A 13,898-nucleotide genomic window follows, 5' to 3' on the forward strand; every position below is an offset into this window, starting at 1 on the left:
GCCAAAATGTCCGCACTACGACGCATGTTCGTGTTCGCCTTCTGGCTCGCCGTCATCATCGCCTATGTGTCTGCGATCCTGCCCAGCGCGGAGGCGCCGCACATCGCCGCGTGGGACAAGCTGAATCATATGCTGGCCTTCTTCACGATCACTTTTCTGGCCCGTGCGGCTTACCCGAAATTGGCCGTTTTGCCCCTGTTCGCGTTGCTGGCTGCATTCGGCGCCTTCATCGAACTCAGCCAGGCGGTGCCGTTCATCCACCGCGATGCGGAGTGGGACGACTGGTTTGCGGACGTGTTCGCCATCGTCGTCGGGCTCGTCCTGGCGTGGCCGATTGCGTGGCTGGCGAAGCGGCACCGCGAGGCGAGCGAGCTAGCGCCGGATCAGCGCGCGCAGACGCCTGAATTGTAACTTCGATCGGAGGCCGAGTGCCATCGATCGGTACCGCAAGTTGGTGCGATCATGTCGAACGGCCTCTTCGATGGCGGCCAGCGCAGATAGGATGTCGCCCTGCGCCTCGTAGAGTTTGGCGGCCCAAGCATGGTAGCCAGCCACACTCGGTGCAAGCGCGCGCATGCGCTCCGCTACGATCAGCGCCGCCGCAACGTCACCGCTGGCAACCAGGGTTTTACTCAGCCCCCACAAATAATCGACGATCGGTTCAATCGCGATGGCCTTGTGATGGGCCTCCACCGCCTCGGCATAATGGCCTGCCGCGGCAAGCCGGCGGGCGAGTATGTCGTGAAGGTTCGGGCGGTCCGGCGCCAGCGCAACAGCACGACGCGCAAGGGCAATGTCGCGGCCGCCGGTCGCGCGCGGGTGGCGCTCAGCCAGATTGGCGAGCCAATGGGGCGAATGCCGTGCCTGGCTACGCGCGGAAAGCCGGTAACGTTCGGCATCGAAGCGTCCCTCGAGCACGTCGAGCACCGTGGCGCGCAGCAATTCGACGTCCTGCAAGAAAGGGCCGACGGGGTGGCCGGCAAACGGCAGCGGGAGGGTCTGCAGCTCGGATATCTCGCGGGCTAGACAATGCACATGCTCCCGATCCTCGGGCAGGCTGGGATCATAGGCGACCACCATCAACGGGACTGGCTGGATCGCGCCTTCAAGGCTGTCGATAAAGCGGATGCGCCGGCGATCCGATGCCCAGCGCGTTTCGAAGGGCGCTTTGCGCGGATCCACGGAATATTGCGGCGACAATGCCAGCGCGGCTCCCGCGCCAAGGGCGGAGGCAAAGCGGAGGGCCGCATAACCGCCCATACTGGATCCATAGGTAAGCAGGCGATCGGACTTGCCACAAACGTCGCGGATGATCGAAAGAACCTCTGGTATGTCAGTATGTTGAAACCAGTCATTACTATGCGATAGGATGTGGATGGCGCCAACGTTCTCCCCCGCGAAGAAGGCCTCGCCGAAGCCGGGACGGTCGACCCCGGGCTGCTCATGATAGGAGTCAAAGGTCACCACCTGCCGGCGTCCATCGCCGGCAGGGACGTGCCGTACCTCTAGCGCCGGAGAGCGATAGAGGATGTGGGTCAAACAGAACTCCAATGAGAGCGGGCCTTCGGAACGATCCCGTCCGAAATATTTTCGGCAGGCTACCAGATGGCCCTGCCTCCATCGTCCCGCAGCAGGCGTCCCGCGCGGCCAGATCGACCTGATGGGAGGTAATTGGTCTGCGCGTAGCTAGCAAGGAAGATCGCAGCCGCCGTCACTTCGACAATCCAACTCAGCTGTAGATCGTCGAGAGCCTCGGCTCCATGCGAGCCTGCCGAGCGACGGAAAAGCGTACTATAACGGCGGCATCACCCAGGTAGGGCGTCCTTTGTGAGGTGTCGGCTCTGCAACGCGCAACGCACACTGAATTCATCGCCGGCTGTATAACGATATAAAGATATCTTTATATCTGGATTGACAGGCACCCGGCGATCGTGTTGAATCCGTATGTCGAGGTTCCTCACTCCAGTCATGGAATGAGGCTAAGATGGGAAGCCGGTGGTGCCCTTTGGGCAGAATCCGGCGCTGCCCCCGCAACTGTGAGCGGTGAGCGGCGGTTCCATTCGTGTCACTGGGCTTTTCGAAGTCCGGGAAGGCCGGAGCCACCGCGTTGACCCGTGAGCCAGGAGACCTGCCTCCGACGCGATAACGTTCCTCGGACGGGGGTTCCTCCGGTGGATCGCGCTTGACGCAAGGCTTGTGGCTCGGGCCATCCAGGCCTGCTTACGCCCTGCGCGCTCTTCCTCGGCCCTTGTCCTGCAAAGCAGGTGAGTCATGACGAATAGCGGCTTCACATTCACGATAAGCAGCATCCCGTTCGACGAGGAATATCGTCCTGCCGACAACACGCGGATCACCACCAACTTCGCGAATCTCGCACGCGGAGAAAGCCGTCGAGAAAATTTACGGAATACGTTGGTGATGATCGATCATCGCTTCAATTCGCTGATGCACTGGGACAATCCGGCGGGGGATCGTTACGCCGTGGAACTCAAGATCATCTCGGCCGCGCTGAGTATCGGCGGGAACGAGAGCGGCGATGCGTTTCCGCTGATCGAAATCCTCCAGACAATCGTTATCGACAAACAGACGGGCGAACGCATCGAAGGCGTCGTCGGAAATAATTTCTCATCCTACGTACGCGATTATGATTTCAGCGTCGTACTGCCGGATCATCTCAGGCAGAACGGAAATGGCAGCGCACCGGCCCAGTTCGGCGATCTTCACGGAAATCTGTTCAAGCACTTCCTCAGATCGAAGGCTTACCAGGATAATTTCAGCAAACCCCCGGTCATTTGTCTAAGCGTATCGAGCAAGGAGGTCTACCATCGGACCGCGAACGCGCACCCTATCCTCGGGGTCGAGTATAAGAACGACAAATTCTCTCCCACCGACGAATATTTCGGAAAGATGGGGATGAAGGTGCGGTATTTCATGCCGCCGCACAGCGTTGCTCCGCTGGCGTTCTACCACATTGGCGATCTGGTCAGCGACTACACCAATATCGAACTTGCCAGCACCATCAGTACGATGGAGACCTTCCAGAAGATTTACCGCCCGGAAATCTACAACGCCAATTCGGTAGCGGCTGAACATTATCAACCGAGCCTGAGGTATCAGGACTATTCCCTGACCCGCATCGTCTACGATCGCGAGGAGCGCAGCAGGCTTGCCGTCGAACAGGGGAAGTTCGCCGAAGAACATTTCATAAAACCGCACCGCGCGATGCTGGAGCAGTGGTCCGCGACCTGCGGCCTCTGATCACCCCAAACGCTACAAGGTAATCCATCATGACGACATTGTTGCCGACGACGACCGCGGGCAGTCTCCCGAAACCCTCCTGGCTTGCGCAGCCCGAGACGCTGTGGTCGCCGTGGAAGCTGGAAGGCGAGGAACTGATTGCGGGCAAGCAGGATGCGCTGCGACTGGCGGTGGATGATCAGCGCCAGGCGGGCATCGACATAGTCGGCGATGGCGAACAGACGCGCCAGCATTTCGTCACGACCTTCATCGAGCATTTGAGCGGGGTCGACTTCGCGAAGCGCGAGGTCGTCAGGATCCGCAATCGCTATGATGCCAGCGTACCGACCGTCGTCGGCCCCGTCGCGCGCCCCCAGCCGGTCTTTGTCGAAGATGCGAGGTTCCTGCGCGGGCAGACCGATCAGCCTATCAAGTGGACGCTGCCGGGTCCGATGACGATGATCGATACGCTCTACGACGATTATTATCGGAGCCGCGAGAAGCTGGCCTGGGAATTTGCCAGGATCCTGAACGATGAAGCGAGGGAGTTGGAGGCCGTCGGCGTCGACATCATCCAATTCGACGAGCCTGCGTTCAACGTCTTCTTCGATGAGGCCAACGATTGGGGGATCGCCACATTGGAAAAGGCCGCCGAAGGGCTGAAGGCGGAAACCGCTGTGCACATCTGCTACGGTTACGGCATCAAAGCGAACACCGATTGGAAGAAGACGCTAGGCTCCGAGTGGCGCCAGTATGAGGAGACTTTCCCCAATCTGCTGAAGTCGAAGATCGACATCATCTCGCTGGAATGCCAGAATTCTCGCGTCCCGATGGATTTGATCGAACTCATTCGGGGCAAGAAGGTGATGGTTGGTGCGATCGACGTGGCAACCGACACGATCGAGACCCCTGAACAGGTTGCTGATACCCTGCGCAATGCGCTGCGGTTCGTCGATGCCGACAAACTTTATCCCGCCACGAATTGCGGCATGGCGCCTCTCTCTCGTGATGTAGCGAGGGGCAAGCTGAAGGCGTTGGGCGCGGGTGCGGAGATCGTCCGAAAGGAGCTGACAGCCTGAGCTCCAATCCAGCGGGTTGGGTCTGCAAGATCGGCGCGGAGCCTGGTCGCGGCCATCGGTCTTGTCGAAGCGACGGCTGCGGCAGGGTGGCGAGAGCCGATATCAGTCATGTCTCGACGCGCCTGCCAGACCTGTCAGCCGAACTTTTCGCGGACGAGCCGTGATCTTCCTTGCCATCGTCCGTAACGCGCAGCCTGGATATTCCCGATGAACGTTTTGAGTCACATCTGTGACGATGCAGATTTGCGGCATCTGTTCGGCCGATTCCCGACCGGCGTCACCGCGCTGTGCGTCATGGATCAGGGGCAACCGATCGGCATGACCGCAAGTGCATTCGTTGCTATTTCGATAACGCCGCCCTTGGTATCGGTCTGCATCAAGCACGGCTCTGCGACCTGGCAGCAGCTGCGTGCCTTCCCGTACATCGGGATCTCGTTCCTAGGTGACAGCCATGCTCCGGCGGCGCGGCAGCTGGGACAGAAGAGCGGCAATCGCTTTTCGGGGCTGGACTATGAAGTGACGCCTCACGGCGCTCTGTTTCTGGCGAATGCGGGGGCTTGGCTGGAATGTTCGATCGAGCGGGAAATCACCGCCGGCGATCATGACATCATCCTCTTGCGTCTTCATCGCGCGGCAACAGCTCAGGGGATCATGCCGCTCGTCTTTCACTCCAGTGCCTTTCACACGCTAACGCCCATAGTGTAGCCCATCCGCCCCACAGGCGTGACGACGTCAATCGGTGCTGCTTGCGCTTCGCGGTTCTGACGGGCTGCGACATCGGCCGTTCACGCGCTGGCCGCCGGATGCGGATCAGATCGGCGGGCAGCCCACGCAGCCGGTGCAAAAGCGGCAATTCTCTCCGCTTCTCCAGAGCCGCGGTGCTTGGCATGAATGGCGCAATCCAAAGTATCGCTTGGAATGATCCGGTGCCAATCCGGGCGATACGCTTGTCCGCATCAAATCCGATATGCCGAACCAGCTAAGCCCGAATCGGCCCTACCGATACCAGAATGCAACACTTCCGTAACAGTTTGCGCAGCGGCCCAAAAAAGCTTTGACCTTTGCAGAAAAAACACAGTCGTCGGTAAGCCCAAGAGGTAAAAACCGACGCGGGTGATGGCTGTGCGACCTATGTTTGCAAAAAATGCGAATGGATCTTTCTGTCAATTGACAGCTTTTAGGCGCGGCGTAACCTTTCACGCATAAGAATCAAAATTGCACCTAGTCATTAGGGACAGGATGTCGGGCGGGCTAATTCAGCTCGGGGGACTCGTATGAAGAGGATTCTTAAACAGCGAATTACGCGTACTATTCTTCTCGCAGGAACATCATTCATTATTTGCAGTGCTGGGTCTGAACCCGTATATGCGCAGGAAATCACTACGGTATCAGCGGCCAGTCAGACAGCGGATCGATCCGAAGAGGTTGTGGTAATTGGCACCCGCCGCACCGATCGCACGCTAACCAATTCCGCGTCTCCCGTTGATGTGATCAGCTCCGCCGATCTTCAGACTCAGCCGTCGGCGAATATCCTCGACTCCCTCAAGAACATCGTTCCCTCATTCTTCGTCGCGCAGAATACGATCGCCGACGCCTCCAGCTTCGTGCGCTCGCCGTCATTGCGCGGCCTTCCCGGCGACGAGGTGCTCGTGATGCTCAACGGGAAGCGTTATAATCGCTCCGCGTTGGTGCAGGTCTATTCCGGCGGCGACACAGGCCTGTCTTATGGTGCACAGGCGGCCGATCTTTCGGCCATCCCGGCGATCGCCATCAATAATCTGCAAGTTCTGCGTGACGGTGCCACCGCGCAATATGGCTCCGATGCGATCGCAGGTGTGCTCAATTACGGGCTGCGCCGCGATGCGGGGTTCGAGCTGCAGGGCCGCTGGGGGCAATATTATAAGAATGACGGTGACAGTCGTCAGGTCGCCGGTGACGTAGGCGTCAAGCTGGGCGAGCGTGGCTTCATCAACGTCGCTGCGGAATATAATGACGATCTGGGCACGAGCCGTGGCAAGACGAGGCCGACGGCGGCAACGTTCGCCACGCTCAATCCCAGCCTGGCGGACCAAATCCCCAATTATCCCGGCCCGGCTCAGATATGGGGTTCGTCACCGACGCACGGTTACAAGATCCTGGGTAATGCAGGGTTCGACGTCACGCCCGACAGCGAGCTGTACGCTGTCCTTAACATCGCGCGCTCGCACACCGACCAAAGCTTCAATTATCGGCCGCCGATCACCGTGCCGGGCTTGGTCATTGACGACGGCACGACGACCACCACCACCACCAACGGCCGCAACGGATCGTACAATCCCGTCTATCTGACGCCGTGCCCGACCGGCAACCCGACCTGCCCGACAGGCGGCTTCCTTGCAAATGGGCAGACGTTCAGCGCCGCCAACCTCTATCCCGCGGGCTTCACGCCCCGCTTCGTCGGCGTAACGAAGCAGGCGTACGGAACGGTGGGCTACAAGGGCAAGTTCGAGAACGGGCTGACCTATGACCTGTCGGGCTCGCTCAGCCGCAACGTGCTGTCGCTGTCGATGTACGGTTCGCTGAGCCCGTCCTACGGGCCCGCGACCCAGACGAGCTTCGAGTTCGGCGATCTGATCCAGAAGGAGGCCAACGCCAATCTGGATCTGACCTATCCGCTGGAAGTCGGCTTCGCGAGCCCGATCACGCTTTCGGGTGGTGCCGAATATCGCCGGGAAACCTACAAGGCGACTACGGGAGACGAGCAATCCTATGCTGCCGGCCCGTTCGCCACGTCGGTGCCGCTCTATACCGAAACCTCTCCGGGTAGCGGCGTCTTTACCCAGACTGGCACCTCGTCCGCACAATCGCCTGCGGCGAGCGGCTATGGCGGCACGAGCCCGCAGGCGGCAGGTTCATGGAGCCAGAAGAGCTGGGGCCTCTATGGCGGTGCTGAGACCGACATCACCCAGACGCTGACCGTCGGGATCGCGGGGCGGCACGAACATTACAGCAATTTCGGTAATGCCGATGTCGGCAAGATCAACGCCATCTGGAAGGCGACGCCTTGGTTCTCGCTGCGCGGGACCGTCGGCACCGGCTTCCACGCGCCTTCGCCAGGCCAATCCCACGTTTCGATCCTGACGACCAACTTCATCAGCGGGAACCAGGTGCAGACCGGCACCTATCCGGTCGATAATCCGATCGCCCAATATTATGGCGCGAAGCCGCTGAAGCCGGAAAAGTCGACCAATTTTGGCGTGGGTACCGTGTTGACGCCGACCAGCGGCGCCTCACTGGCAATCGATTATTACAACATCAAGGTGAAGAACCGGATCTTCATCTCGCAGCCATTCGCCGTCAGTGCAGCGGACGTCGCGGCCAACCCGGGGCTGGCCGCAGTCGGCGTCGGCGGCAATGTGAGCTATTTTACCAACGGCCTCGACACGCGTACGCAGGGCGTCGACGTGGTCGGATCCTATCGAACCCCTCTCGCTGGCGGTTCTCTCAACATGACGCTCGCCTATAACTATAACAAGAGCACTGTGTTGAGCACCGATCCCAACGTAATCAGCACCGCCCAGATCATCAACATCAAGCATCTCGCGCCAAACCATCGCGGGAATGTATCGGCAGCGTGGTCGAGCGGTGGCTTCACCTTCAACGTGCGCGAAAACTACTGGGGCTGGTGGGTCAACGCTGTCGACTATCCAACGGTCAAGGACGCGGCCGGCAACACTACGGTAGGGCAGAAGTTCGGCGCCAAATGGACGACCGACCTCGACATAAGCTACACCTTCGCCGAACATTACACGCTGACACTGGGCGCCAGCAACCTGTTCGACACATACCCAACGAAGATCCGGGCAAGCACGTACAATCCGATCTATGCGCTGACCAACAGCACGGCGGATGGCCAGGTATATCCGCGCAATGGCGGCCCCTTCGGGATCAATGGTGGCTTCTATTATGTCCGCTTGCGGGTGAAATTCTGATCCGACACGATCATGATCAACCTTTTGGGGGGGCTCTTGCCCCCCAATTTACGAGGGGAGGGGCATGCGCAGCCTGACGGTAGCCTCCATGGCGTTGCTGATCGTAGCGGCGGTGCCGGCGAGCGCCGCGTCGCCCATGCCGGTGGCGGCCGAGCACGGCATGATCGTATCCGCCCACCATCTCGCGACCGAAGCCGGGCTCGACATTCTGAAGCAGGGTGGCAACGCGATCGATGCAGCGGTCGCGGTCGGTTATGCGCTGGCGGTTACCTTTCCGGAGGCGGGCAATATCGGCGGCGGCGGCTTCATGACGATCCGTTTCCATGACGGCCGGGCGACGTTCATCGATTTTCGCGAGACTGCGCCAACCGGCGCAACCGCAACGCTTTACCAGGATGCACAGGGCAATGTGATTCCGGGGCTTTCAACCCGTGGCTACAAGGCGGTGGCGATCCCGGGAACCGTCGCCGGGCTGGAACTGGCGCGCGAGGCCTACGGCACGAAGATGCGCGCCACTCTGATGGCGCCAGCCATCCAGCTCGCCCGGGAGGGCTTTCTCCTCGATCAGGCCGATGCCGACTTTCTTGCTGAGGGGTTGAACGATTTCCGCAAGGACGCACCAAGCGCCGCCATTTTCACGCACGCCGGCCAAGCCTGGCAGCCGGGCGAGCGGCTAGTGCAGGCGGATCTCGCCAGCAGCCTCGAGCGGATTGCCCAAGACGGAGCGGGCGCTTTCTACCAGGGCCCTATCGCAGCCGCCATCGTAGCGGCGTCGCATACGCATGGCGGGATCATGGCCGCGGCGGACTTCGCTGCCTACAAGGCACGCGAGCGCAAGCCGCTGGAATGCGATTATCGGGGGTGGCACATGATCTCGGCCCCTCCGCCAAGCTCAGGCGGCGTTGTTCTGTGCGAGACGCTCAACATCGTCGAGGGTTATCCGATCCGCCAGTTGGGCTTCCACAGCGCGCAAGGGACGCATTATCTGATCGAGGCGTTTCGTCGCGCCTATCACGACCGGAACCTGAATCTGGGCGATCCGGCGTTTGTGAAGGCGGACGTCAGCCGCTTCGTCGACAAGGCTTATGCCGCAACATTGCGGGCGGGGATCGATCCGGATCGCGCGACACCTTCGGCGAACCTAGCCGGCGTCGGGGGTGGGCACGAAGGGCAGAGCACGACCCACTATTCCGTCGTCGATGCGCAGGGGAATGCGGTCTCGGTCACCTATACGCTGAACGACTGGTTCGGAGCGCGGTTGACGGCACCAGGCACCGGCATCCTGCTCAACGACGAGATGGACGATTTTTCCGCAAAGCCCGGCGTACCGAACATGTTCGGCTTGGTCGAGGGTACCAACAACGCGATTGCCTCCGGCAAACGCCCGTTGAGCTCGATGACGCCGACGATCGTCACACGTGCCGGCAAGCTCGCCATGGTGGTCGGGACGCCAGGCGGCAGCCGCATTCCCAGTGCCACGCTGCAGGTGATCATGAATGTGATCGACTTCGGCATGACGCTGCAGGAAGCGATCGACGCCCCCCGCATTCATGAACAATGGCTGCCCGATCAGGTTGGCTATGAAAGCTTTGCGTTCACCGCGGATACAAAGGCCGTCCTGGAAGCGAAGGGTCATAAGCTGGAAGAGATGCCCTACGGCAACCAGATCGCGGCTATCCTGATGGGCGCGCCTTCCGCCGATGGCAAGCCGATCGGCGCTAACCGTCTTTACGGCTCGATCGATCCCCGCATTCGCACGGGCAATGCCAAGGGCTATTGAGCGCGGATGAGCGACTTCACCCATCGACTGGCACAGCTTGAAGATCTGGACGCGCTGCGGACGCTGATGGCGCGGGCGATAGCACGGTTGCAGACCGACTTCCTGACCCCGGAGCAGGTGTCGGCGAGCCACCAGGTTATGGGCCTGGATACCCAGCTCATCCAAGACCAGACCTATTTCATCGTCGAGCGGAGCGGCGCCCTTGCGGGATGCGGAGGGTGGAGCTTTCGCGCCACCTTATATGGCGGCGACGACAGCGTGGTTGCGCGTGCGCCAGTGGCCCTTGATCCGGCGCGGGATGCTGCACGCATCAGGGCAATGTACACCGATCCGGCTTTCGCGCGGCAGGGCGTCGGGCGGCTGGTGATGGACCTTTGTGAGAACGCCGCCAGAGACTACGGCTTCCGCCGGGCGGAGATGATGGCGACCTTGTCGGGCGAGCCGCTCTATCGCGCCTGCGGGTACGAGCCGATCGAACATATCTCCTCCGCCGCGATCAACGGCATCCGCGTGCCCCTGATCCGCATGGGCAAGTCGCTGGCGCAGGATTGAGCTTCGGGCGAGCGCTTCCCGAGGCTCCGGATCGCGCGGACCTGGCAGTCGATTGGCCGGCTACCGCGGCGTGGCGCGGTTGTTCGATCGATCCCGGTCTGGAAGTTGATGATCCGGATCGATCGTCGCCGAGGCGATCGGTATTTTGCTATCCACGAAGAACGTGGTCGCTTTCTGCCGGATCCATGTTTCCACGGGGAGGGCGATGTCACGACGGGAGCCGTCCCTGAATTCGAGCCTCAACGTCGTCGGCATGATCAGCTTGTCGCGGGCTTCGACGGTCACCAGCGCACCATGGCTAGCGTCATTATCGACATAGCCGAGTTTGGAAATAGCCAAGTCCATCTGCCAGTTGTTGAAATACCAGCCGCGCCACCACCAGGAGAGATCTTCACCCGCTTCGCTCTCCATCGCGCGGAAGAAGTCAGAAGGCGTCGGGTGCTTGTAGGCCCAGACGGCGATGAAGTGCCGGAACGCCGGATCGAACCGCTCTGGCCCGAGGATCCGTTCGCGTAACAGCACCAAGCCGAGCGCGGATTTGAAATAGGTCACGGGGTGGCGGTATTTCTCGACCACGGTGTCGGATCGGGAGAGGATCGGTGGCGCGGCCGGATCGGCAAGGACCGGCAGGATCTCGTCGACCGGATTACCGCCACCCGGAGTATATTCGCTGTCGCGCTTCGGGCCATATTCGCCCCGATTGAAGGCGTCGCTTTCATAAACGTCGATGAAGGTGTTGAAGCCCTCGTCCATCCAGGCATTGCGTCGCTCGTCGAAACCGACGATCATCGGGAACCAGCTGTGCCCGATTTCATGGGCGGTGATCCAGAAAAGGTCCTTACCGGCGTCATCGATGCCATCAAAGATAATACCCGGATATTCCATGCCGCTGGCTGGCCCGGCGACGTTGACCGCGACGGGCCAAGGATAGGGATACCAGCGCCGAGAGAATTCTTCGAGCGCGTGCTTCAGATATTCCGTTGATCGCCCCCAACGGTCGCGCCCTTGGGACTCCGCCGGATAGACCGACATCGCCAGCGCGCTTTTGCCATTCGGAAGGTTCACGCGCGCGGCATCCCAGGCGAATATGGGGGACGCCGTGAAAGCGACGTCGCGGCTATTCTCCATGCGGAAACGCCAGGTGAGCGTGCCATCTTGCTTAGGGCGGATTGCGGCCGTGCCGGCCTCCGAAGGGCTTATGATAGCGATGGTTGCATCGCTGGATTTCGCGCGAGCGAGCCGTTCGCGTTGGATGGCTGTCAGCACCTCTGCCGGATTTTGCAGTTCTCCGGAGCCGGCGACGATCATGTTGGCGGGCGCCGTGATCGCATAATCGAAATTGCCGTAATCCAGGTAGAATTCCTGCGCCAGATAGGGCGCCGTGTCCCAGCCGCGCTGGTCGTCATAGACCGCCATGCGCGGATACCATTGCGCGATGTCGTAAATCTCACCTGCCTTGGCATTGCCCCAGGCTGTTCGGCCGCCGAACGTGCCGGGAATTTGATAATGCCATCGGACACGCAGCTTGGCCGCGCTGTGGCCGGGCAGCCCATGTGTCAGCCGCACCTGCATTCGCGTATCGGTGACGAGATAGGCCGCAATCTGGGCACTATCACCGTCCAGCACCTCGACCCGATCGATGATGATACCCTGCGTCTGGCCGTCGAACCTCCCCGGCCGACCCGCCATACCTTCTGCCGCCTTACTGCGGGAATCAGCGCGGTAGACGTTTTGGTCGAGTTGGAGCCACAGCACGCCCAAAGTGTCAGGACTGTTGTTGGCGTAGGTGATGACCTCCTCGCCGCGGATCGATTTGGTATTCGGATCAAGCGTTGCGCGAATGTCGTAGTCAGCCCGGTTCTGCCAATAAGCAGGCCCCGGAACGCCGCTCGGCCCGCGCGTGGTGCTCACGGGAGTAGGCAGGTCGAGCGGGGCGAAGGTCTCAACAGGGTCATAGCCTGAGGACTGGCACAAAACAGCGGTTGACGACGCCATCATCGCCAGGGTGCAGGCCAGTCGCGCGATCGGCATAGGTTGCCCTCTTGGGAAAGTGTCATTCACGTTACCGCACCTTGGCGGATCGGCAAGGGACACGATCGATCGAGGCGGATGGTGAGCGGCATAGTTCCCACAAGTCGCGGGAGCAGGGAAGATCCGGCGGCCGCGGCTTCTCCCTGCCGGTCGGTCTAGGCCACAAAAGGATTGATCGGACAGCGTGGCTGTCTGGCTCAATTACCTCCTAAAGGAGCGGCGTGGAGCACGAGACGGCGGTCGCGCCGTACTCCCATGGGCGTTGCTCCTGCTTGCAATTGTCGGAGCGCAGCCCGCAGCTAAATCGGAAGAGCGCTAGCCGGGCTCTGAGGCGATGGAGGCTCGAGCACGGTGATCCCGTGGCGTGCGGCCAGTTGCATGAGTGCCTGCATCTGCTCCGCAGTCGGCGGCTGTTCTGGGCGGTCGGAAGCCAGGGGAAGCGGTGTGCCCGCTTCTCGGACGAACGCGTCGAAGCCGCCCGGGGTAGTGACGAGAAGACTGCGCGCGGGGGTTGATCCTGTGTTTCGAAGCCGATGTGGGATGCCACGCGGCGCGAAATAGGACTGGCCTGCCTCCAATCGGAAAGTCATGTTGCCAATGGTAACCTCGAGCGCGCCTTCAAGCATGGTCATGCTTTCGTCTTCCCGTGCATGAACGTGCAACCCACCGTCTCCCCCTGGCGGCATCGTCCCATGGATCATGGTGAACTGCCCGCCGGTCTCTTCACCGGTCAGCAAGATCCTCATGTCCACGCCTAGGAAGCGGTATTCCGCCGGAGTGGCGTTGAAGGTCGTTTTGGGAGACATGCCAGAACCTTTCTTTTCGAACAGCGAGAGGCATGCGCGGGACACACGTCGTCGGCACCGCACGCCAAGTTTGCGAAACCGTCTTTCGAGACCTTGCTGTCGCTCTCGATCCTCTATGTAGCGGCTTATGGCTGTGTCTGTTCTCTTAAGAATTCACAGAACTTTGAGTGAAATTCAAAGCTGTCTCGAGCGATCAGTAAAGGTAAGCTGGGCGTGGCCAGTCGAGCGCACCCGTCACGCCCACAGTTCGCATTTGCGTCCCCCGCGCTGAATGCAGGAACACTGTCTTGCAGCCGTCGAGAATACTGGGACTCGATCCCCTATCGGTATGCGTCAACGGCCAATCGCCTCTTGCAACGAGGACGCTTAGCCCAACCATCCAGCAGGTTGGCGGCCGCTTCATCGGAGGACAATTGGGTCAGATCTGGCAGCTTGCTTGCTA

Annotated in this window: 10 protein-coding genes and 1 riboswitch; of the genes, 7 read left to right on the forward strand and 3 right to left on the reverse strand. The window is 60.7% G+C overall.

Annotated features, from left to right (window positions below):
- Positions 1-6 precede the first annotated feature (6 nt).
- Positions 7-411 (forward strand): teicoplanin resistance protein VanZ, encoded by a 405-nt coding sequence (locus ACOJSI_RS10530; RefSeq protein WP_420138238.1) that lies wholly within the window; start codon positions 7-9, stop codon positions 409-411.
- On the opposite strand, the gene ACOJSI_RS10535 is transcribed toward ACOJSI_RS10530, so the two are convergent.
- Complete coding sequence (locus ACOJSI_RS10535) at positions 373-1,539, reverse strand: alpha/beta hydrolase (RefSeq protein ID WP_420138239.1); 1,167 nt, start codon at positions 1,537-1,539, stop codon at positions 373-375. The two genes, ACOJSI_RS10530 and ACOJSI_RS10535, sit on opposite strands and share 39 nt — an antisense overlap.
- 394 nt (positions 1,540-1,933) lie before the next feature.
- A riboswitch (cobalamin riboswitch) is annotated at positions 1,934-2,151 on the forward strand.
- A gap of 120 nt (positions 2,152-2,271) precedes the next feature.
- On the opposite strand from ACOJSI_RS10535, the gene ACOJSI_RS10540 reads away from it, so the two are divergent.
- The 6 genes from ACOJSI_RS10540 (at position 2,272) to ACOJSI_RS10565 (ending at position 10,619) form a co-directional block, all read left to right on the forward strand.
- Positions 2,272-3,258 carry a DUF1852 domain-containing protein gene (locus tag ACOJSI_RS10540; protein ID WP_420138240.1) on the forward strand — a complete coding sequence of 329 codons (987 nt, stop codon included), beginning with the start codon at positions 2,272-2,274 and terminating at the stop codon, positions 3,256-3,258.
- 29 nt (positions 3,259-3,287) lie between these two features.
- Positions 3,288-4,316: a methionine synthase gene (locus tag ACOJSI_RS10545; protein WP_420138241.1), complete on the forward strand. Its 1,029-nt coding sequence runs from the start codon at positions 3,288-3,290 to the stop codon at positions 4,314-4,316.
- 207 nt (positions 4,317-4,523) lie between these two features.
- Entirely contained in the window at positions 4,524-5,021 is a 498-nt protein-coding gene (locus tag ACOJSI_RS10550) for a flavin reductase family protein (protein ID WP_420138242.1), read from the forward strand.
- 569 nt (positions 5,022-5,590) lie between these two features.
- Entirely contained in the window at positions 5,591-8,287 is a 2,697-nt protein-coding gene (locus ACOJSI_RS10555; RefSeq protein WP_420138243.1) for a TonB-dependent receptor plug domain-containing protein, read from the forward strand.
- Positions 8,288-8,351: 64 nt separating this feature from the next.
- Complete coding sequence (gene ggt / locus ACOJSI_RS10560) at positions 8,352-10,067, forward strand: gamma-glutamyltransferase (RefSeq protein WP_420138244.1); 1,716 nt, start codon at positions 8,352-8,354, stop codon at positions 10,065-10,067.
- A gap of 6 nt (positions 10,068-10,073) precedes the next feature.
- On the forward strand, positions 10,074-10,619 hold the full coding sequence (locus tag ACOJSI_RS10565; protein WP_420138245.1) for a GNAT family N-acetyltransferase: 546 nt from the start codon (positions 10,074-10,076) through the stop codon (positions 10,617-10,619).
- Positions 10,620-10,679: 60 nt separating this feature from the next.
- On the opposite strand, the gene ACOJSI_RS10570 is transcribed toward ACOJSI_RS10565, so the two are convergent.
- Positions 10,680-12,530 carry a M1 family metallopeptidase gene (locus tag ACOJSI_RS10570; protein ID WP_420138246.1) on the reverse strand — a complete coding sequence of 617 codons (1,851 nt, stop codon included), beginning with the start codon at positions 12,528-12,530 and terminating at the stop codon, positions 10,680-10,682.
- Between the two features lie 419 nt (positions 12,531-12,949).
- Positions 12,950-13,456, reverse strand: a complete 507-nt coding sequence (locus tag ACOJSI_RS10575; RefSeq protein ID WP_420138247.1) for a cupin domain-containing protein — start codon at positions 13,454-13,456, stop codon at positions 12,950-12,952.
- Between the last annotated feature and the right edge of the window lie 442 nt (positions 13,457-13,898).

Origin of the sequence: Sphingomonas sp. (genome assembly GCF_048595155.1) — a bacterium.
GTDB lineage: Bacteria > Pseudomonadota > Alphaproteobacteria > Sphingomonadales > Sphingomonadaceae > Sphingomonas_I.

Coding starts and splice junctions, on each gene's coding strand:
- ACOJSI_RS10530 (WP_420138238.1), top strand. CDS start 7: ATGTCCGCACTACGACGCATGTTCGTGTTCGCCTTCTGGCTCGCCGTC.
- ACOJSI_RS10540 (WP_420138240.1), top strand. CDS start 2,272: ATGACGAATAGCGGCTTCACATTCACGATAAGCAGCATCCCGTTCGAC.
- ACOJSI_RS10545 (WP_420138241.1), top strand. CDS start 3,288: ATGACGACATTGTTGCCGACGACGACCGCGGGCAGTCTCCCGAAACCC.
- ACOJSI_RS10550 (WP_420138242.1), top strand. CDS start 4,524: ATGAACGTTTTGAGTCACATCTGTGACGATGCAGATTTGCGGCATCTG.
- ACOJSI_RS10555 (WP_420138243.1), top strand. CDS start 5,591: ATGAAGAGGATTCTTAAACAGCGAATTACGCGTACTATTCTTCTCGCA.
- ggt (WP_420138244.1), top strand. CDS start 8,352: ATGCGCAGCCTGACGGTAGCCTCCATGGCGTTGCTGATCGTAGCGGCG.
- ACOJSI_RS10565 (WP_420138245.1), top strand. CDS start 10,074: ATGAGCGACTTCACCCATCGACTGGCACAGCTTGAAGATCTGGACGCG.
- ACOJSI_RS10575 (WP_420138247.1), bottom strand. CDS start 13,456: ATGTCTCCCAAAACGACCTTCAACGCCACTCCGGCGGAATACCGCTTC.